12 protein-coding genes, 1 tRNA gene and 1 pseudogene are annotated in these 22,365 nt (G+C 28.1%); 1 reads left to right on the forward strand and 13 read right to left on the reverse strand.

The window, feature by feature from the left end:
- A pseudogene (locus Q0J69_RS07935) lies at nucleotides 1-9,538 on the reverse strand (hypothetical protein); the annotation flags it as partial.
- A 698-nt stretch (nucleotides 9,539-10,236) separates the two neighbouring features.
- On the opposite strand from Q0J69_RS07935, the gene Q0J69_RS07940 reads away from it, so the two are divergent.
- Entirely contained in the window at nucleotides 10,237-10,767 is a 531-nt protein-coding gene (locus tag Q0J69_RS07940) for a hypothetical protein (RefSeq protein WP_297205908.1), read from the forward strand.
- A gap of 588 nt (nucleotides 10,768-11,355) precedes the next feature.
- Here the strand turns inward: Q0J69_RS07940 and Q0J69_RS07945 are convergent.
- The 12 genes from Q0J69_RS07945 to Q0J69_RS08000 form a co-directional block, all read right to left on the reverse strand.
- Entirely contained in the window at nucleotides 11,356-13,458 is a 2,103-nt protein-coding gene (locus Q0J69_RS07945; protein ID WP_297205910.1) for a 6-bladed beta-propeller, read from the reverse strand.
- 42 nt (nucleotides 13,459-13,500) lie between these two features.
- Nucleotides 13,501-13,573, reverse strand: a tRNA-Thr gene (locus Q0J69_RS07950).
- 72 nt (nucleotides 13,574-13,645) lie between these two features.
- Nucleotides 13,646-14,359 carry a lytic transglycosylase domain-containing protein gene (locus tag Q0J69_RS07955; RefSeq protein ID WP_297205912.1) on the reverse strand — a complete coding sequence of 238 codons (714 nt, stop codon included), beginning with the start codon at nucleotides 14,357-14,359 and terminating at the stop codon, nucleotides 13,646-13,648.
- Between the two features lie 25 nt (nucleotides 14,360-14,384).
- Nucleotides 14,385-14,837 carry a flagellar FliJ family protein gene (locus tag Q0J69_RS07960; RefSeq protein WP_297205915.1) on the reverse strand — a complete coding sequence of 151 codons (453 nt, stop codon included), beginning with the start codon at nucleotides 14,835-14,837 and terminating at the stop codon, nucleotides 14,385-14,387.
- Between the two features lie 26 nt (nucleotides 14,838-14,863).
- Nucleotides 14,864-16,318, reverse strand: a complete 1,455-nt coding sequence (locus tag Q0J69_RS07965; protein ID WP_297205917.1) for a FliI/YscN family ATPase — start codon at nucleotides 16,316-16,318, stop codon at nucleotides 14,864-14,866.
- Nucleotides 16,319-16,347: 29 nt separating this feature from the next.
- Nucleotides 16,348-17,250: a flagellar assembly protein FliH gene (gene fliH / locus Q0J69_RS07970; protein ID WP_297205919.1), complete on the reverse strand. Its 903-nt coding sequence runs from the start codon at nucleotides 17,248-17,250 to the stop codon at nucleotides 16,348-16,350.
- 42 nt (nucleotides 17,251-17,292) lie between these two features.
- Complete coding sequence (gene fliG / locus Q0J69_RS07975; protein ID WP_028328554.1) at nucleotides 17,293-18,324, reverse strand: flagellar motor switch protein FliG; 1,032 nt, start codon at nucleotides 18,322-18,324, stop codon at nucleotides 17,293-17,295.
- Nucleotides 18,325-18,368: 44 nt separating this feature from the next.
- Nucleotides 18,369-20,072, reverse strand: coding sequence for a flagellar basal-body MS-ring/collar protein FliF (gene fliF / locus Q0J69_RS07980; RefSeq protein WP_297205924.1), 1,704 nt, complete (start codon nucleotides 20,070-20,072; stop codon nucleotides 18,369-18,371).
- A gap of 231 nt (nucleotides 20,073-20,303) precedes the next feature.
- Nucleotides 20,304-20,798, reverse strand: coding sequence for a CinA family protein (locus Q0J69_RS07985; RefSeq protein ID WP_297205927.1), 495 nt, complete (start codon nucleotides 20,796-20,798; stop codon nucleotides 20,304-20,306).
- A gap of 107 nt (nucleotides 20,799-20,905) precedes the next feature.
- Complete coding sequence (locus Q0J69_RS07990) at nucleotides 20,906-21,211, reverse strand: nucleotidyltransferase domain-containing protein (protein ID WP_297205930.1); 306 nt, start codon at nucleotides 21,209-21,211, stop codon at nucleotides 20,906-20,908.
- A complete protein-coding gene (locus Q0J69_RS07995) occupies nucleotides 21,208-21,624 on the reverse strand; it encodes an HI0074 family nucleotidyltransferase substrate-binding subunit (protein WP_297205934.1) in 417 nt (138 codons plus the stop codon). Before Q0J69_RS07995 ends, Q0J69_RS07990 begins: the two co-directional genes overlap by 4 nt.
- A 33-nt stretch (nucleotides 21,625-21,657) precedes the next feature.
- Nucleotides 21,658-22,353 carry a YggS family pyridoxal phosphate-dependent enzyme gene (locus tag Q0J69_RS08000; protein ID WP_297205937.1) on the reverse strand — a complete coding sequence of 232 codons (696 nt, stop codon included), beginning with the start codon at nucleotides 22,351-22,353 and terminating at the stop codon, nucleotides 21,658-21,660.
- Nucleotides 22,354-22,365 lie beyond the last annotated feature (12 nt).

Genomic DNA, 22,365 nt, shown 5'->3' on the forward strand with positions numbered 1-22,365 from the left:
CTTTTATAGTACTAATGTCATTATTCAATAATTCTATATTATAATTGACACTTTTCTCTATATCATCTTTTACTTTAGTTTCAAGCTCTTCAAACTTATCTGATAATATATCAACATAGTTCATGCTGTTCTTTAAATCATTTAAACTATTTTCCAAATCTTCTAATTTAGAGAAATCATTTTTAAGTGAATTAAATGAATCTTCTAATGCCTGTCTTTCCAATACTAACTGAGAAACAGTATCATCTTCTTTCAAATTATCTACTTCTTCAGTTAAGTTATCTATTTTTTCTAATAATAATGATTTATCTTCAGACATTAAATCTTTCAAGTAATTTACATCGCTTGACATATCTAATACATCTTCAAAATCAGTACTCAATTCTTTATATTTATCTTTAACATCAGCTATTTCTGAATCTAATTTTGAATTAATATTATATATTTCATTATCTATTTTAGAATTAATAGAGCTTAAATGCATTTCTAATTCTGCTATATACTCTTTATAATCAAATAATCTGTCTGATGATTCTTTTTCCAATTTGGCAACTACGTCATTTATCTTATTATTTGATTCTTCATCAAATTTAGATATAGCATTATTCAAATTAACATTCAATGTATTAAATGAATCTTTTATCATCTCATCCAACTGAGTTTTAGTGTCATCCAATATATTGATTTTCTCAGCCATTCTGTCATCTAATTTTTGAGAATATTCTTTTAAATATTCATCTATATAATTTTTCTCATTAGATAAATGTTTATTTTCTGATTCCTCTCTTGCTTTCTCTATTTCTTCTTTTATTTTGTTAGTATAATCTGATAAAGAAGATAATGAATTTTTGTATGCTGAATCTATCAAATTAGAATAATAATCATATCCTGATTTTATATCTTCCAATAATTTATTTCCTTCTTCAGCTCTAACATGTTCTATATTTTTTATCTCTTCATCATATTTAGATACAGCTTTATTGATTATATCATGTACCTCTTCCAAACCTCTTGCCATATCATCTGATATTTTAGTGTCTGCATCGGATAATCTGTTTTCTATATCTTCTATTTTGGAATCTATTTTTTCATATATAGAGTTTTCTTTTTCTTCTATTTTAGAAAGTATATCTGAGAATATCTCTTCTTTTTTGTCTTCTGAAGATTCTAAATAGCTGTTTATACTATTCTTAGCTTCTTCTAATTTAGATAATAACTCATTGATATTGCTCTCTTTCCAGCTTGATATATCATCATTCATAGATAATATTTTATTAGTTAAATCATTTAGATAATCAGCAAATTTAGCTTCTGTTTCTTTTTGAACTTCCTCTAATTCATTTCTCATTTCAGCAGCATATAAGTTTCTTATTTTAGAACTATCAGACCAAGTGTCCTCAAAATAAGTTATGCGTTTTTCTAATCTGTCTTTGAACTCTGCATTATCCGTTTTGAAATTATTGAAAAGCTCATCCAATTTATTCACTTCTTCTGTAAATAAATTCTCCATACTCTCATTTTTACCTAATACATTAGATAAATTTTCTCTTATAGAAGATAATTTATTTTCTAATTCTTCTTTTTCTCTAAGTATATTATCTTCCAATTCTGATGACTTATCCATAGATTTAGATATGCTGTTTCTAATAGAGTCCATATCTCTATTTAATACTTCAATATTATAGCTTATATTATCTTTTACTCTATTCTCAAGCTCTTCAAACTTATCAGTATTTTTTAATTCATTTAAGCTATTTTCCAAATCTTCTAATTTAGAAAAATCATTTTTTAGTGAATTAAATGAATCTTCCAATGCCTGTTTTTCCGATACTAATTGAGCAACTGTATCATCTTCTTTCAAATTATCAACTTCTATTCTTAAAGCATCTATTTTTTCAAGTAATGATAATTTATCATCGGATATTAAATCTTTCAAATAATTAATATCGCTCTCTGAAGTATTTACTCTGTACAATAGATCATTAGTGAAATCTTCAAATGCTTTTTCTATCTTTTGCTTCTCTTCTTCAAATAGGGTAGGTATGTCCTCTTTGTTTGAGATTAAAACTTCTTCTTTGAAATTATCAAAGTCTGTTTTTAATTCATCTATTTTTGAAGATAATAATTCTTTTTCAGTTTTCTGAAGTTCTATTAATTCATCTCTATCTAATATAGAACTTTTTACTATATCTAAAGCATCTTCAAAATCTATAGTTAATTCTTTATATTTATTTCTTATATCTGATACTTCTGAGTCAAATTTTGAATTAATATTATATATCTCATTATCTATTTTAGAATTAATAGAGCTTAAATGTGTTTCCAACTCAGCCATATATTCTTTGTAATTGAATAATTTATCTGATGCTTCTTCTTCTAATCTTGAAACAGCTTCATTTATTCTCATATCTGCTTCTTTATTGAATTTAGCTACAGCATCATTTAAATTAGAGTTTAATGTATTAAATGATTCTTTTATCATATCATCTAACTGAGTTTTGCTTTCATTTAATATATTAATTCTCTCAGCTATTTTATCATCTAATTTTTGAGAATACTCTTTTAAATATTCATCTATATAATTTTTCTCATTGGCAACATGCTTATTTTCTGATTCTTCTCTTGCTTTCTCTATCTCTGCTTTTATTCTGTTAGTATAATCTGATAAAGAAGATAATGAGTCTTTATATGTTGAGTTTATCAAATTAGAATAATAATTGTAGCCTGACTGTATATCATCTAATAATTTGCTTCCTTCTTCAGCTCTGAGATGCTCTATATTTTTTATATCCTCATCATATTTAGATACAGCTTTATTGATTATATCATGTACCTCTTCCAAACCTCTTGCTATATCATCTGATACTTTAGCATCTACATCAGATAATCTGTTTTCCATATCTTCTATTTTGGAATCTATTTTTTTATATATGGAATTTTCTTTTTCTTCTATCTTAGAAAGTATATCTGATAATATCTCTTCTTTTTTATCTTCTGAAGATTCTAAATAGCTGTTTATGCTATTTTTAGCTTCTTCCAACTGTGATAGAAGATCATTTATATGTCCGTCTTTCCAACTTAATATATCCGTATTAATATTATCTAATTTTGATTTGAAATCTAAAATCTGCTCTTCTTTCCAATTAGATAAACCGCTGCTTATAGATTCTACTTTGCTATTAAAGTCATTAAAGTAATTATCTAATTTTACTTCTGTTTCTGATTTTATACTCTCTAATTCTTCTCTTAAATCTGAAGCATATAATTCTCTGATTCTACCGCTGTCAGACCATATATCTTCAAAGTAATCCATTCTCTTTTCTAATCTGTTTCTGAACTCTATATTGTCAGTTCTAAAATCACCAAATAGTTCATTTATCTTTTTAACTTCTTCTTTGAATAGACCCTCAATATTTTCATTGCTGCCTAATACATTAGATAAATTTTCTCTTATAGAGGATAATTTACTTTCCAATTCTTCTTTTTCTCTAAGTATATTATCTTCCAATTCTGATGATTTTTCTATAGAATCTTTTATATTATTTCTGATTCCGTCAATATCTTCTGTTAATACATCATATTTGTTTTCAAATTTACTGTATAAATTCTTAACATCTTCTTCAATATTATCTCTTAATTGATAAATAGTATCTTCCAATTCTCCTAATTTAGAAAAATCTGATTTTATTGTATTGAAAGAATCCTCTAATGACTGCTTCTCAAATACTAACTGAGCTATTGTATTATCTTTTACAGAACTTATCTCTGACTGCAAATCATCAATCTTTTCTAAAAGAGCTGATTTATTTTCAGATATGGCATCCTTAACATTATTTATATCCTTCTCAGAATTATTTACTCTCTCTAAAAGATTATAGCTTAATTCATCAAACATATCCTCTATTTTCTCTTTTTCTTTTTCAAATAGGGCAGGTATATCCTCTTCATTTGATTTTAATAATTCATCTCTAAATGAAACAAATTCTGTTTTCAATGAATCCATTTGTTCTGATAATAATTCTTTTTCAGAATTTTGTAATTCAAGCAATTCATCTCTTTCAAGCAAAGAGCCTTTTATCATATCCAATGCTTCATCAAAATCAGTACTTAAATCTTTATATTGAGATTTAATATCAGTAATTTCTGTATCTAGTTTAGAAGAAATATTATAAAGCTCATTATCTATTTTTACACTGATAGCTCTTAATTGATCCTCTAATTCAGACATATATTTCTGATCATTAAATAATTTAACAGCAGCTTCTCTCTCCAATCTCTCAATAACAGAAGTTACTCTATTATTAGCATCTTCATTAAATCTATTAACAGCCTCATTCAAATTAGAATTCAATGTGCTGAATGATTCTTTTATCATATCATCTAACTGAACTTTGCTTTCGCTTAATATATTTAATTTATCATTAACTTGTTCTTCAACTTTAGAAGAGTACTCTTTTAAATATTCATCTATATAATTTTTTTCATTAGTTAGATGTTTATTTTCTGATTCTTCTCTTGCTCTTTCTATCTCACTTTTTATATTTTCAAGATGAGTTTCAAGTTCAGCAACAGCATCCTCATATATCTTATCTATCATCAATGAATATTCTTCATAATCCTCGCGTATACTGTTTCCTAAATCTTCAATATCAGATATAAGCTCTTCTGTTTCATTCGCTCTATGATGCTCTATTCTTTTTATCTCTTCATTATATTTTTCTACGGATTCATTTATTCTATTATGTATATCCTCTAAACTAGTTCCTATAGCATTATTTAATTTTTCATCTATAGTAGAAAGTTTCTTTTCTGCTTCTAATATTCTTTCATCTATACGTGAGTATATTTCATTTTCTTTATTCTCTATAGTACTTAGCATATCAATAAGGAATTGATTTTTCTTGCCTTCAGATCCCTCTATAAAGCTTTCTATACCTTTTTTAGCTTCATCCAACTGAGAAAGCAAATCATTCAAATTACTGTTTTTCCAATCATATATTTCCTGCTCTATTTTATCCATTTGTTTTTTAAGCTGTGCTATATGATTATCAAATTTAATATCAGCTTCTTTTCTTATGTTTTCAACTTCTTCTCTTATATCAGAAGCATATATACTTTTTATTCTAGTATTGTCAGACCACATATCCTCAAAATAAGATATTCTTTTTTCAAGTCTGTCTTTGAACTCTTCATTATTTGAAGCTAAATTATTAAATATAGAATCTAATCTCTCTTTTTCATCATTTAACATTTCTTTAGCTTCATTCTTATTCAAAAGGCTAGACATGTTATTTTTGATGCTGTCTATTACAGAATCTATAGTATTTCTTTCTCTTGTTATTCTATCTTCTATTATGGAAGTTTTATTTATAGAATCTAATAAACTCTCTCTTACTGTATCAAAGTTTCTATTAAGAGTTTCTAAATCTCTATATATACTGTCAGAATCTTTTTCTATTTTATCTTCTAAATTTTCTTTAAATCCTTTTAATTTTTCAGACAAATCTTTAACATCATCTTTTAAACCAGAATCAATACCTTCCATTCTGTTTTTTAGATTAATAAAGTCTTTTTCTAAATCTATAATTCTTCCAAAATCATCTTTCAAAAGATTCAAAGAATTTTCTAATACAGCTTTTTCTTCTGATAAAACTTCAATAGTATTGTCATCTTTTATAGCATCAACATCATTTCTCAAAAGTTCTACCTGAGATATTAAATGATTTCTCTCTTCAGATAAAATGTCTTTAATGTAATGTATATCGCTTTCACTGTCAGCAAGTCTAATAAGAAGGTTTTTACTAAACTCATCAAACATATTTTCTATTTTTTCTTTTTCTTCATCAAATAGGGCAGGTATCTCTACTTCATTTGTTCTTAATATCTGATCTTTGAATAATTCAAATTCTTCTTTTAAATCATCTATTTGATTTTTTAGTAATTCCTTCTCACTGTTTTGAAGTTCTATTAATTCTTCTCTGTCAATTATAGAAGATTTTATATCATCTATTATATTATTAAATTCTTCTTTATCATCTAATATTCTTGATTTTAAATCTTCTATCTCACTAGATAATACATCTTTAACATTTTCTATTATGCAGGCAATATCTCTCACTTGCTCTAATCTGTCATTATGCTCATCCAATATAGCAAGTACATTTTCATTGTTAGAGATTAATCTGTCAGCCTGTTCTCTTAATTTATCATCAACATTATCTTTCAATGATATAAACTCATTTCTCAAATCTTCTAATGTTAATCCAATACTATCTCTAACTTCCAAAGCAGCTTCAGATATAACTTTTTCAGCATGCTCTTTTATATCCTCTATAGATTTTAATGCTTTCTCATCATTATCTCTTCTTATATTGGCTAATATATAAGAGAAGCCTTTATATAAAGTATTGAATGAGTCATTTAAATTTTCATTTAAGCTATTAACTTCTTCATCTATTTTTGATGATGTTTTGCTTAAATATTCATCTATATAATTGGCTTCATTATTAAGATGTTTAGCTTCAGATATTTCTCTAGCAGCCTCAATCTCATTTTTTAATTCTTCAGCATAATCATTTAAAGAAGATTTTTCATTATTGTAGAGGTCTTCAAGCATATTAGTATACTGTTCATAATCTCTTCTTATTCCAGCACCAATATTTTCAATATCCTCTATTATATTTTGGTTCTCTTCAAGTCTGTAAGTTTCTATCTCTTTTATTTCTTCTTTATATCTGTCTATAGCACCGTCAATTAATGTTCTAAGCTCGTCTAATTTTTTGAAAGTATCTTCTTCTACATTGGCAAATATATCTTCACATCTTTTATCAAGTGCTTTCTTTTTATCTTCTATATAAGAATCCATTACGCCAGTTTTTTCATCAATAACAGACTGCATATTATTAGCATTATCAATTATCTGACTTATTCTCTCACCCAAATTCTCTATACGAATTTTATATTCATCAGTCATTAAAGAAGCATGATGTTTTAATTCCTCATAATCATCTTTTAAATCATTTGAATACTTTTCAAGCATAGCATGATACTCGGCACTTATAGCATTTAAATCAGCTCTTCTTTCATCGAGTACTCCATCTATTCTCTTTCCTAAAGAGTTATACTTATCTTCAATATCAGACATCAACTCTTTTTCTTTATCTTCAGCATTCTCATAAACTTTATTTATAGTACGTTCAAAAGCATCTTTTCCGCTTTCAACTCTATGCATAATATCTTCTATTTCATCTTTTATTTTGCTCATGCTATCTCTTTTTTCATTTAAAAGATTGTCAAAAGATTCTGTAGCCTGGCGAAGTTCATTATGAAGCATATCAACTACTTCATTTTTGTTTTTGTCATTGATTCTTATATTTTCATCTATAACATTATCTATTTTATTTTTAAACTCATCCAAAGAGTTTTCCATATCGTTTATAAAAGCATCATGTCTTTTTTCGCTTTCATCAACTTGATTAAGTACAGAATCAATACTGTCTGTTATAGCTTTCATTTTTGTTTGTTCATAATTATCCAAAACATCTTTTAAATGCTTTTTCAAACTATCTATATAAGCTTCGCTGTATTCTGACAATTCTTTCTTGATACCGTCTATTTTATCTTCAGCATCTTTCATTCCAGTATCTAATCTTTCATTAGCTCTGCTTACTAATCCGTTTATCTCAGTTGATGATTTTTCTAATATTTCTAAACGTTTTTCTATATTTTCTTTTATATTATTTTCTGTTTCTTTACTTAAAGTATCTATATCAGATGAAGCTCTGTCATACTGTTCTTTTAAGCTTGATAATTTTTCATCCATAGCACCTAAATCATGAGCCGTATTTTTGATATAAGTATCTATATTTTCTTCTAATTCATTTTTTATAGTGCCGAATAAACTATCAAGTTCTCTTACTTTATCATTTGCCTGAGCTTCTAAATCTTTATATAAATACTCTTTTTGCAAACTTAAAGAATCTAGTATTTCTTCCTGTTTATTATTAAGTATAGATATTATCTCAGAAGTTTGATAATGAGTTTCATCTATTTTATCTCTTAAAAGATTAGTTTCTGTTTCTACATCATTTCTAAGCTCATTGATTTCAGCTATTAAAGAACTTCTGGCATTATCTATAGAATACTCCATATCATCCTGAGCTCTTGCCAATATATCATCTTTTAATTTATTGATATCATTAACTATATCATCAAATCTGCTCTCAGCTTTAAGCATAGTTTCTTCACTCATGCCGTCTATAGATATGATCAAGTCATTAAGTTCTTTAGTTTTATTTCTGTAAAGAGTTATAACTCCATCATCTTCATTTTCAAGTATATTTCTTATATGATTAGAGAAATTTTCAACTTCAGCTATAAATCTGTTATTAATATCATCTTTCAATGAAGTGAACTCATTTTCTAACTGATGAGCTTTTTCAGCATAATCCTGACTTATATAATCAGCCTTATCTTTTATATCATCTATAGATTTTTCTAAAGAATGTGCTTTCTGTTCTATAGAATCTAAGAACTCTTCTCTGTCCTGAGTTATTTTTTCAAGTCCTTCTTTTAGGGTAGAGTAGAGCATCTCTTTTGTTTTTTCCATCTCATCTTTGAACTCTAATACGCTTGATTCTGTTATAGAGTTCAATCTGTCATGTATAGTATCTCTTAAATTGTTTAATTCTGTTTCTAATCCGTCTTTAGACTGACTTAAAGTTTCATAACGGTTTTCTATATCTTTAGATTTTATATCGATTTCATCAGCAAATGATGAATATTTATTAATAAGTTCATCTCTTCCTTTCTCAAATAGTTCAGCTAATTGTTCTATATTATGACGGGCTGTTCTTTCAGCAAGCTGAGTAAGCTGATTTGTAAATAATTCTTCTTTTTTAGCAACATGAAGTTTGAATTCCTCTGTAAGAGCAGATATTTTTTCTTTTTCCTGTTCTGCCATAGTACTGTAATGGGCATCTCTTGCTAAAAGATTAGTAGTAAGAGCATCAAATCTCTTATAAAGTTCGCTTTCAAACTCATTTAATTTAGAATTATAAGATTCTATAAGTTTGTCCTGTATAGAACCTACATTTTTTTCTAATTCTGTCATTTTAGATTTGACATCAGATATTCTTTTATATGTTTTTTCTATGGTATTACGCTCTTTTAATACAGTATCTACTTTATTAAGTATTTCAAGATATGCCTCTTCAAGAGAATCAACCTGCTCCTGATACTGTGATACAGCAGCTTTATAGTCTTTATATGATTCTATTCTTTTATTTAATTTAGCTAAATCTTCTTCCATAGATTTGCTTATAAATCCTGCTTTTTTAACAGCTATTTCCAAATCTATGGCATTATCCCTAACTTCAGATATTTTTTCTTCAACAATACCCTCAATAGCGGCCTTTTCTTCAGCAAATAAATCGTTCAAATCGTTTCCATAAGGATTTTTTTTCTTATCTATTATTCTAGTAATTCCGACAATAGCAGTAGGTACAACGAATATTAGTACAAGATATAGGATAGACATAAAAACTCCGTGAATATAGTATATTAACATAATTCTATATTATGTTAATATATATGTCAAGGGTTCTATTATGCTTAAATTTCTGTATATAGAAAAATTTTCAAAAAAATAAAGAATTTTTACTAATTATCATAATTTTTTCTTATGTAAACTTTGATTTTTTAATTATTTTTGTTATATTTATTGTCATATTAATAATATATTTTGATATCGGTACTATTATATATTCTTATGAATATAAATTAATATTAACTATAATATTAAGAATTTCAAAGAACAATTAAATACTTATATATATTAATATTTATAAGCATATATAAGATTAACTTAATTAGAGTTATTTATAATTATAATATAGAAAATATAAATATTATAGTATAATATAAATAAAAGGCTATATATATAGATATATAATGGTATATAAAAAACAAAAAATATATGTTCCGATAATGTATATTATGTTAACTTATACATGTTATTTTTTTATACTTTATTATTATAATTAATAATAAGCCAAACAATAAAAAACATAACTAACATAATACCAATATATACTAGAATTTTACATTTTTAATCCTTAAAGTTGTTAAGTGTACGGCATATATATGCTAATAATTTTTATTGGTAATTGAAGTTTTTTATATATTATAGTATAATCTATCATTAATAAACAAATAAAAATTATGGGTATACAATTAATGAAAAAAATAATACTTTTAATATTAAGTTTAACAACGATTATAATATCATGCAAAAATGACGGCGGTTCTATATACGCTATGGAAAAAAGATATAAAAATTTCTTGAATATATTGCCTAATGATATTAGAAATGATTATACTTTAGAATCTGATAAATACGGTAATATGTATAAAGAATGGATTAATGAGTTTAATACTTGGACTGAAAATACTCTTAATACAGAAGTACAGAAAGAACAAGAAATATCATCTAGGATTACACCAGATAAGATAGAATACGCACTTGAAACTTTAACTAGCAAAGACTATGAAAGAAATTTGCCTGTAGAACTTATGTCTAAAGTAAAAGAACATACTGATGAATTATCATTAAAAATAGAAGAATTAGAAAAAGATGAGGCTTTCTCTAATGCTATGGTAAAACTAAAAAAAGATGAAGCTGTAGAAAACTTTACTACAAAAGATACTATATTTTACTATGTTTGGGATTATTTAATAACAATAGAAAGACCAAGACGCTTTCAATAATGTTAATATTTATTAGTTATGATTAAATATGTTTTATGTTTTAATAATATTTTTTAGTATTATTTTATACAGTTATATTTTTGTATAATATATAATAAAATACTGGTATAAATAATGTAATTGTTAGCATCTATTGTTTTTTAATCATTACTTATATTATTATAATATATATGTCAGCTCTATAAATCATATACTTTAAATTTTCAATTTCATTTATAGTCATTTTTATCTTTATAAACTTTACAATTTTAAAACTAATTTTATTTATAATTGTATTAACTAACCTACTCTACCAACTATATAAAAATATTATAAAGAAGCAAAAAAAATTTATTATACAATATACTTATTTTAAAACTATTTAATAATTAAAAATATGATGCGGCTTTGCTGAAAAGCACTAAGTCAAGAAGTATACTAAGAAGTAAAGAGTATATATTTATACAATAAAATAATAAATTATACAACATATAAAATATTATATTTAATCTTCTCAAGTATTTTTAAATTATATAAATATAACTAATTAATTTAATAAAAAAGGCTTCTCATAATATGAAAAGCCTTTTATTTTATTATAAACTTTTATTATGGTATCACATATCCTGATTCTTCTTCTCCATACATATCCCTATACTGAACCCTAATATTAAGACCTCTAAACTGCCCAGACTGAGATATATTTCTAAAACTATTATAATATATAAAATATCTTCCAAAATCAATATTCTTCATTCTATTAAGTTCACCAGTATAATCTATAGACAAATCAGCATTTATAATATAACCGTAAGTATTCTGAGTCATTAAATCTAAGAAATAATTAGATTTATTAGTACCGATATAAACTTGATTCAATGATACAGCATTATTTTTAGCAAAGCTTGCAATATCATTAAAGTTCATCATATCAAATACTCTGTCGTCAGGACTGCTTACTGTAAAGTGTATAATAGCTGTTTTCTTAAAGCTATTTCCTGCAAGTCTTACAGCTTCATAATAAGCATCATCCAATGCAGATATTCCGCCAGTAAAATGGAAAGTATTGGCATTTTCAAGTATTCTCAAATTTCTAGCATCATAATTGTCAGACTTATAAACCTGATCATTATAATGTATGACAAGAACTTCATCATTATTAGTTAAGCTTCTTGTAAAATTGCTTATCTCCTCTTTCATTCTAGCTTCATAAGGTCTTGCCGCTGCACTGTCCTCTATCAAATATATAAATCTATATTCATGAAGTTCAGGAGCATCGTATAATCCTGCTTTCAAATCAACAGTTCCATTCTCTGTAACAAAGAAATTTTCAGCTGTTAATCCTACTACTGGATTAGTAAGTCTATCTCTTACAGTAACAGAAGCTACTACAACAGGAAATCTATTTAAATATTCTCTATCTACAAATACATCTAAGTTAGCGTAATACTCTTCTTTTCTAGTATAAACATCTACCCTTCCAGACATAAAATCAGTAAGATATATATCACCATTAGGTCCTTCTGATACATAAGTAGGCGTAGCTGTATATCTTTCAGAGTTATTAAATAGTGTAAAATTCTTAGAATTTATATCATAATAAAAAACTCTATTTCCATCAGCTATATATAAATTTCCGTCAGAAGCAAAAGAAAGCCCCCTAGGCTCATTAAACATTTCATGTCTTATAGTTTCTACATAATTTCCGCTTAAATCAAATTTCTGTATTCTTTTATTGCCCATATCAGCAACATATATATTTTCATTATTAACTACAATACCAGCAGGTGAAAAGAACTCTCCCTCATTCTCTCCAAGTCTTCCAAAATTATATAAAAAATTACCATCAATATCAAATACAGCTACCCTATTGTTTCCAGTATCAGAAACATATAAATTTCCTTCATTATCAATTACAACAGAAGAAGGTCCTAAAATCTGACCATTGCTAACCCCAGATACACCTATATTAGTTATATAACTGCCATTAGAGTCATATTTAAATATCTTATCTCTTTTTGTATTAGCTATATAAATATTTCCGTTTCTGTCTATAGTAAAACCTCTAGGATTTTCAAGTTTTTCATAAGGATAAACTCTAGCTATAAACTGCAAAGCTTTTCTCCACCAGCTTGTCTGAGGAGTTTCTAATCTTTTTCCATGAGAAATTTTACTAATCATATTTCCATTTATATCAAATCTCTTTAAAGAAGAATCACTGTAATCAAGTACATACAAAGTTCCGTCAGACATTACCTCAACCTGTATAGGCTGATTAATATTTTTTAAGAAATTTGCATTAGTAGAAAAAGCTTTTAAATAAATAAAATTACTAAGTACTTCATCTTTAGTTTCTGTCATATTAGCAGAATCATATTTATTAATCTTAGAAAGTACAATAGGATCCTCATATCCCATTCTTGCAATATTAAGCCATTCATTAACAGCCAAAGACATATATCCTGCTTTATATAAAGACTTGCTGTACCAATATCTTATAAACTTATCAGTAGGATTTGTATTAAGAGAGTTCCTAAAACTAGCTATAGCAGCATCATAACGTTCTTGATTATAATAATGCACCCCTCTTAATAACTCTCTGTATGAGTCATAAGTTTCTGTGTTTACATAATACGGAGTTTTATCGAAAGTGTATGAAAGCGATACGGTCATTAAAAATAATACCATAACCGCTAGAAGTTTTATTCTCATAAATCCTCTTTTATAATATATGATATTTTTTTTGTGAACAAAAGCCCGCTATCGGGATTGAACCGATGACCCTCACCTTACCATGGTGATGCTCTACCTGCTGAGCTAAGCGGGCGATTTGTAAAACATTATAAAATTACAGAATAAAAAAGTCAAGCAAACATATAAATATTTTATTATGTTAACTCTATTTTATGTATCCTATAATATTTTTAACATAATTTTTAGTTTCTTCAATATTAGGAATTCTTTGAAGTCTATCAACTAAAGCAGGACCTGCATTATAAGCTGATAATGACAAATCAAGTCTTCCATCATATCTGTTTAACATTTGAGATAAATATCTGCTTCCAGCCATAATATTAGTATATGGATCTTTAAGCATTTCTTTATCTGTGATGCCTAAACCAACGCCAGTTTGCGGCATTATCTGCATCAAACCGACAGCACCCTTATGACTAACAGCATCGGGTACATAATTTGATTCCTGTTTTATAACTGCCTTAATCAAATTTTCAGGCAAAGAATATTTTTCTGCAGCTTCCTTTATTATATCATCATATTTAGTAGGGAAATTAGCTGCAGAAGCCTTTTTATAAGCATTAAGAGCCTTAGCAAAATTATTTGTAGAATCATCATATACTCCAAATGAAATTTTACCATTAAACCCTTCGCTGTCTATCACCTTACCATTATCTAGTTTTTTATTACTGCCATTAACAATAGAACCATCTAAATCTACATTATTAACTTTATTTTTACTGCTTGCCATAGCTTCATTTAAATGTTCAGCAAAAGGCTTTACAGGAAGCTGAGTATTAATAGGAGCAAAACCAAGTTTATTAAAAGTTTCCTGAATCTCCCCTATTCTTGCTTGTATTCTTTGTACAGATTCTATCATAAATAACATCCTCTTTATTTATACTTTAATATTCATAAGCATCACTGGAAACATACTCTTTCTTCCATTCATCCAGTTTAGCCTGTTCTTCTTTATTCATCATTTTCTTATATTCTAATAATTTCTTCTCTTTTAAAAGTTCAACTGCCCTTCTCTGCCTTGAAGCCTCTTGTAAAATTTCCTGTCTTTTTCTAAGTTCTATACTAATTTCTGCCATATTATCTTCATGTATCGCTATCTGTGAGTTTAAAGCATTTATATACTCACCTAAATATATACTCATAGAAAGCATTTCATCACTATTTTCCATATTATCAACATACTTTATTCCGTCATCTATCTTTAATAAGCAGCTTTCTTTTCCATCTCTCTCTTTATTATATTCAGCAGAAACCTCAGCTACCTCAGCCTGTCTTTTCTTCTCTATATTTTTTCTAAGTTTATATAAAGGCTCAAGTTTAAAATTAAATCTCTTCATAATATTACCAACAATTACTTATAGTTTTACAATATAACATCATTATTAGCATACTCTACATTGTCGGAAATATTTACTCTGTCATCTGCTTTTTTTACATCTCCGCTGTTTACTAAATCCTCTTCTATCTCTTCCTGCGAATAGAACATAGATAGAAGAGCCTCTTTACTGTCAGCAAAACTTGAAACTTCATATACATCCTGCTGCAAATATCTGTCCATCATAGGCTTATAATCAATAGCCCTATCAACATCAGGCATGCTTCCCTTAGCATAACCTCCAATCATTATAAGTTCTTTAGCCTCATTATAATCAGCACTCATCTTTAAAAATTCTCTAGCCGCCTTTTTATGCATATTAGAAACAATCTCAGTCATAATTCTCGATATGCTTTTATTAACATCAATAGCAGGGAAATGACCTCTGTTAGCCAAATCTCTCGATAAAACAATATGACCGTCTAATATACCTCTTACTGTATCAGTGATAGGTTCATCCAAATCATCCCCTTCCACCAATACATTATAGAATGCTGTAATAGTTCCTTTATTAGAAGTACCTGTTCTTTCCAATAATTTAGCAAGCTCTGAAAATACGCTCGGAGTATATCCTCTGGTAGTAGGAGGTTCGCCTCTTGAAAGCCCAATCTCTCTTTGAGCCAAAGCAAAACGTGTTACAGAATCAACCATAAACATAACATTTTTGCCTTTATCTCTAAAATATTCAGCTATAGTAGTAGCAGTATAAGCAGCACGTACTCTCAGAAGCGGGGCATCATCGCTTGTGGCAACTACCAATATACTTCTCTTTAATCCCTCTTCTCCAAGATCCCTCTCTATAAAATCTCTTACCTCTCTTCTTCTCTCACCAATCAATGCTATAACATTAATATCAGCATTAGTATTTCTTGCTATCATAGATAAAAGCGTAGACTTACCGACACCAGTACCGCTCATTATAGCCATACGCTGACCTTGTCCTACTGTAAGAAGTCCGTCAATAGCTCTCACACCAGTTTGTATATGCTTGTTTATTCTAGGTCTGTTCATAGGGTTTACAGATGAATGAGAAACAGGAACAGGGGTTTCATAAAAATTATGTCCGCCTCCAGCAAGAGGTTTGCCTCTAGCATCAAGTACTGTTCCTAATATTTCATCGCAGCACATAACTGATAAAGGCTTATCAAAAGAATATACCATGTTTCCGAAAGTTATTCCATTTACAGGTCCGTAAGTAGCCAAAAGTATATCCTGATTTCTAAAACCTATAGCCTCAGCATCAACATAGGAATTATCATTCATATATATACGGCACATATCGCCAAGTTTACAGAAAGGTCCTTCGCTGATAACCAGTGAACCTATAACCTCTTTAACTTTTCCGTAAGATTTTAACAAAGCAATATCATCTACAACTTTTCTATATTTTTCAAATGTTTTTTTTACTTCTTTATTAAAATCTACATTCTCTTCTTTTATCATAAATTAAACCCTATAATAAATATTAATTATTAGAAACCTTTTATAGGCTCAACTTCTTTAATTGCTGTTTCAATTTCATTTAACTGAGTATTTATTCTAGCATCAATATCGCCGAAGTCTGTTTCTATCATACATCCGCCTACATCAACATTAGGGTCTTCAAGAACTGTTACACCTTCAATTTTATCAAGCATTTGATAAAACTCATCTTTATGCCTAGCAGAAACTTCCAAATCATCAATATTAACTCTAATAGTGATTTTTGTTCTGCCTTTAATTCTTCTTAAAGCCTCCTGAATATTCCTTATAACTATTCCTTTATCTCTTTCTGTAAGCATTTTTACAACACGCTTAGCTATAAGTACAGACACTTCAATAACCTGTGCCTCTGCTGCATCTATTATTTCATTTCTTTTATTAATAGTTTCAGCAAGTATTTTTTTCATTTTCTCTGTTAATTTAATCAAATCATTATTGCTGTCAGAAAAAGACTTTTCAAATCCTTCATCATATCCTTTAGCATAACCTTCTTTATAAGCAGCATCTTTTATAGATTCTGATTCGCTTTGTATCTTTTCTTTTTCTGCATTGGCATTCTGTATTATTCTGGAAGCATCAACCTTAGCCTGTTCAGAAATAACATGTGCCTCATTTTGTTTAGATTTAAATATCTCAAAAGCCTGTGTCTTAGCATCTTCAATTATTCTTTCTGCCTCATCAACAGCCTTTCTTCTCATATCTCTTAAATCATCTTCCCATTGAGCTCTAAGTCCTGCAATCTCTGCTTCAATCTCTTCAATGGAAGGACCTTTATATTCTTCCTGTGCTTCCTCATAATCCAATTCTTCCTGAGATTTATGATGCGGTACAGCAATATTTACTTTTTGAGTAAGTTCTACAATACTTTTGGATTTAAAAACCTTTTCCGGCATAATTAAAACTCCTAATTAATAATCAAACATATATAGTTAACATCAAACAACCATTTCATCTTCACCAGCACGGGCAACAACAATATCGCCTTGTTCTTCAAGCTTACGTATGATATTAACGATTTTTTGCTGAGCTTCCTCAACGTCTTTAAGACGAACAGGTCCCATAAAGTCCATATCCTCTTTAAGTAATGCAGCAGCACGTTTGGACATGTTTCTATAAACTTTATCCTGAGCATCCGTATCAACACTCTTAAGTGCTTTTGCTAAGTCGCTTGAGTCAACCTCACGAAGTACTTTCTGTATAGCTCTGTCATCAAGTAAAACGATATCTTCAAATACAAACATACGTTTCTTAATCTCTTCTGCAAGTTCAGGATCATCCTCTTCCAAGCTCTCAATAATACTTTTTTCTGTGGATCTATCAACACTATTAATGATTTCTACTATAGAGTCAATACCTCCAGCAGAAGTAAAGTCTTCACTGGCAAGAGTAGAAAGTTTTCTTTCAAGTACCCTTTCAACCTCTCTTAGTACCTCAGGCGATGTTCTGTCCATTATAGCAATACGTTTAGCTACATCAGGCTGTATTTCTGTAGGCAAAGCTCCTAATATACTTGCTGCCTTTTGTGCCTCTAAATAAGCCAAAATAAGTGCTATAGTTTGAGGGTGTTCACCTTGTATGAAGTTAAGTAAGTGTGCTGGGTCTGTACGGCGTATAAAATCAAAAGGTCTAACCTGTAATGAAGATGTTAATCTGTTGATTATATCGCTTGCTTTCTGACTTCCTACAGATCTTTCAAGCAAATCTCTTGCATAATCTATACCGCCTTGAGTTATAAAATCCTGAGCTATCATCATCTCTTGGAATTCTCTGAATACTGCATCCTTATCGGCTGCTTCTATATTTTCAAGTCTAGCAATGTCAAATGTTATTTGCTCTATTTCTTCCTCACGTAAGTGTTTGAATATTTCACTGGATGTTTCCATACCAAGTGATACTAGAAATATAGCAACTTTTTGACGTCCGCTTAAAACACGTTGCTTTTTATCTTTTTCTTTCTCTGCAGGCATAATCTTACTCCTAATTATTTTTTATTTATAACTCAATTTATATTTTAACTCTTATCATCAGCCATCCAAGTACGCAACAACTGTGCTACATCTTCAGGTCTTTCATGGCTTACACGTATAACTTCGTCCATAAGTTTCTTACGTGCCGCATCTTCCAAACTCATCTCGCTTATAGGCTCTTCATTAGCATTCATCATAGCCTGTCTGCGCATTTCCATTTGTTTGCGTTCAAGCTCTTCTTCTCTAAGTCTGCGTCTTCTAGCAAGTTCTTTCTGTATAGCTCTTATTGCCAATGCCAATACAAACAATATTAGTAAAGAAATCATTGTTATTATCAAAGTTTTCTTTATAAATCTATCACGCATAAGTTTAGCATCTTCAGCATTGAATCTGTCCCAATGGTCAAACTGAATATGTGTTACACTTACTTGGTCGCCTCTTTTCAAATCATAGCCAATAGCAGCCTGTACCAAAGATGTAACGTTATTTATTTCTTCTGTTGTTACTGGGTGATATTCTCTTACATAACTGTTACCGTTAGTAATTACAGGGTCCCCATTAACATCATAAACTTTTGTCCATCTTCCATCTAAAGCAACAGCAGCTGATATTTTTCCTATTTGATAACTTCCTTTTTTGATAGCTTCATATCTTTTGCTTAATTCATAATTGTCCTGAGCATCAGTTTTTGTATATGTCTGCCATCTGTCGCTTTTATCTTTATATCCAGGAGGTACATTCTCTTCTGCTCCTGCAGCACCTTGAGGTATAAATTGCTGTCCTTTCCAGTCTTCTGTTACTGTACGGCTTGATACTTGAACCTTATTAGTAAATTGACTGTCATCATAAGGTGTTGTAGGATCATCTTCTTTTAATATTATTGGAAGAACTAAATTATTTGTTATACTAACATCATCCCAAATAAGTTCTAATGCTATTGTTGTTTCTACTCTGTTAGTATATATTCTTCCTAATGTCTGTCTTATTTTATTTTCTATCTTTTTTCTTTCTCTGTCAACTATTTTTAACTCTTCCTGAGCAACTTTTAATTTCAAGTTTGCAGCTTCATCTGTAAAGTCAGTTAATACATAACCAGTACTGTCTGTTATTGTAACAAACTCTGGTTTTAATTTATCAACACCCATAGCTATTAATTGCTGTAATCCTCTAACTGTTTTAGGATCTCTTAAAACATCTTCTTTGAAAGGCTGAGCCCTAATAACTACTGAAGCGGTTACTGGAGAATCTATATCTGTTAAGTATTCCTTCTTTGGGAAGGCCAAATCAACTGTAGCTTCCTGAACAAAATCTAATTTAGTTAAAAGCTGAGTAATAGCTTTAGTTAATGATCTTCTTTTGTTTATATCAAGTTCAACATCTGTTATACCAATACGAGGAGCATCAAATAATTCCCATCCGTCTACTCCTGTAGGCATTCTTCCCTCTTTTACTAATTCTAATTCTGCTCTAGCTTTATCATTTAAATTATTAAGAGTTATGAAGCCATTTCTGTACTGGTATTTTATGTTATTAGCATCCAAAACTGCTATAACATTTCTGGCATCCTCTTGAGTTAAAGCATTCTGAAATAGTAATGTTCCTGTTCTTCTTGATGTCAGCATTATTGTAGCTATTATTGCACCAAGCCCTATAACTAAAACACCAATTAAAATTGCTTTTTGTAATGTTGTTGTTTTAGCAAAAATATTTTTTATTTGACTTGTCAATTTATTTATAAAGTCCTGCATTAGAATACCACCTAATAAAAGTTATCTTTAGAATTTATCGGTTATAGTTATGTTTACTTTATAAAAAAATTATGTTTATATAAAGGTTACATAATTAATTTATCTTTTTTATGAATATTAGTTTACATAATTATTTTTGTCAAGGAGTAAACATAATATTTTAGACTTTATTGATTGACTTTTTACATTTTTTTATTAAATTTACTATTTTCAAGTACATGTTAGTATAGACTAACATTTTTTTATGAAATTTAGAACCAAATCCAAGGCAAAGCATACACTTTTTTCTCTTACATCATCCCTATTTCCGCTGAATATATTTTTATAAGCCTTTATATAACCATCTGCTGACAAACATATCCATACCAAACCTACTGGTTTATCTTCACTTCCTCCAAAAGGTCCTGCTATACCGCTTATTGCTATTGAAATATCGCTATTCATTATTTTTCTGCTATTTTCTGACATCTCCAAAACGCATTCTTCACTAACAGCACCATATTTTTTTAATGTTTCTTCTCTGACATTTATGATTTTATGTTTTATTTCATTGGAATATGTTACAAAAGAACCTTCAAAACATCCTGATGAACCGCTTACTGATGTTATTGATGCTGCAAATAGCCCTCCTGTACATGATTCTGCTGATGTTATTTTTAATCCCATTTCTATCAATAATTTTACAGTTTCATTAGATTTTTCTTTTATTTCATTGTTAATATTCATAAGCATTAAACTCTTTTTTATATTTTTTATATTAAAACTATATTTTTATTGCTTAGTCAAAATATATAAACCTAAAACTATATTTGTTACTGCTAATTAAATCTATTTTATAATACATTACTGTAAATAATCACTTTTCCAGAATCTATTATTTTTTTGAAATCATTACTTATATTATTATAATCTATTATATCAACTCTGTAAGTCAAATTACTTTCTTCAAAATCATACTTTAAATTTTCAATTTCATTTATAGTCATTTTTCTATTTATATCAACAGCTAAATCCAAATCAGAAAATTTTTTATTAGTATGTTTATATCTAGAACCAAAAACATAAACTTTACCATATTCTATATTATCAGATAAAATCTTATTTATTATTTTCATATCATCATCAGGTACAGATATCATTCTTTTCTTTCCATTAAATTATTTAAAAGATATTCCGCATATTTTGGAAACTTTAATGCATACTCTAAAACTTCATTTGATAATTTTCCAGAGTATCTATGTGAAGTATTATTCCTCGCATTATGAAATTCTATCCATATATTTACATCGTCTATTAAAAAATACTCTCCAGCAAGTCTGAATAATCCTTTTCTTGTAGTTTTATGAGATATATCAGCAGATACATTTTCATCAAGCCATCTGCTTATTAATTTACAGCTGTTTTCATAGGCTATTTCAAAATTTTGTATTACTCCAGATGATATAGTATCAACCAAATCGTAATTTTTGTCTGTTTTATAGCTATAGTATACATTGATAGATTTTTCTAAAGCTGTAATTGATTTTTCTAATGATTCAATATTCAAAGACATATTAATCCTATTAGATTATAAAATAAAAAATATTCAAGAATTACCCAAAAAGCTGCTTCCTATCCTAACCATATTTGAACCATGCTTTATAGCAAGTTCATAATCTGATGACATACCCATAGAAAGAACGGATAAAGTATTATTATATTTTTTATTTATATCTTTATATATTATGTTAAGTTTCTCAAATTCTTCTTCAATAATAACTGTATCTTCTGTATCTTTTCCTATTGCCATTAATCCCTTTAATGATATATTAGGCATTTTTATAATATTATTATATACATTTATATAGTCATCTAATATAAATCCGCCTTTTTGATTTTCATCGCTTATATTAAACTGAATTAATATATCCTGTATTTTATTATTTTTTTGAGCTTCTTTATTTATATATTCTGCTATCTCAATAGAATCAACACTCTGTATCAAATCTGCATATTTTACTATATATTTTACTTTATTGCTCTGTATGCGTCCTATAAAGTGCCATTTAACATTATCTTTTAAATTCGCAATCTCCCCTGCCCTATCTCTTAAACTCTGTGCCTTACTCTCTGCTAATGGCAAATCTATATTTAATGACAAAAATTCTTTTATAGTTTCAATGGATGAATATTTACTAACTGCTATTATATTTATATCATAGCCTATATTATACTTTTCTTTTATTTTTTTTATATTTTCATTTATTGAATTATATCTTAACAAAATCTCTTCTTTCTTCATTGAAAAACCCAA

Source organism: uncultured Brachyspira sp. (assembly GCF_944388875.1).
Lineage (GTDB): Bacteria > Spirochaetota > Brachyspiria > Brachyspirales > Brachyspiraceae > Brachyspira.

What these genes read in the sequence shown, in the direction of transcription:
- Q0J69_RS07940 (WP_297205908.1), top strand. Translation starts at nt 10,237, where the DNA reads ATGAAAAAAATAATACTTTTAATATTAAGTTTAACAACGATTATAATA.
- Q0J69_RS07945 (WP_297205910.1), bottom strand. Translation starts at nt 13,458, where the DNA reads ATGAGAATAAAACTTCTAGCGGTTATGGTATTATTTTTAATGACCGTA.
- Q0J69_RS07955 (WP_297205912.1), bottom strand. Translation starts at nt 14,359, where the DNA reads ATGATAGAATCTGTACAAAGAATACAAGCAAGAATAGGGGAGATTCAG.
- Q0J69_RS07960 (WP_297205915.1), bottom strand. Translation starts at nt 14,837, where the DNA reads ATGAAGAGATTTAATTTTAAACTTGAGCCTTTATATAAACTTAGAAAA.
- Q0J69_RS07965 (WP_297205917.1), bottom strand. Translation starts at nt 16,318, where the DNA reads ATGATAAAAGAAGAGAATGTAGATTTTAATAAAGAAGTAAAAAAAACA.
- fliH (WP_297205919.1), bottom strand. Translation starts at nt 17,250, where the DNA reads ATGCCGGAAAAGGTTTTTAAATCCAAAAGTATTGTAGAACTTACTCAA.
- fliG (WP_028328554.1), bottom strand. Translation starts at nt 18,324, where the DNA reads ATGCCTGCAGAGAAAGAAAAAGATAAAAAGCAACGTGTTTTAAGCGGA.
- fliF (WP_297205924.1), bottom strand. Translation starts at nt 20,072, where the DNA reads ATGCAGGACTTTATAAATAAATTGACAAGTCAAATAAAAAATATTTTT.
- Q0J69_RS07985 (WP_297205927.1), bottom strand. Translation starts at nt 20,798, where the DNA reads ATGAATATTAACAATGAAATAAAAGAAAAATCTAATGAAACTGTAAAA.
- Q0J69_RS07990 (WP_297205930.1), bottom strand. Translation starts at nt 21,211, where the DNA reads ATGATATCTGTACCTGATGATGATATGAAAATAATAAATAAGATTTTA.
- Q0J69_RS07995 (WP_297205934.1), bottom strand. Translation starts at nt 21,624, where the DNA reads ATGTCTTTGAATATTGAATCATTAGAAAAATCAATTACAGCTTTAGAA.
- Q0J69_RS08000 (WP_297205937.1), bottom strand. Translation starts at nt 22,353, where the DNA reads ATGAAGAAAGAAGAGATTTTGTTAAGATATAATTCAATAAATGAAAAT.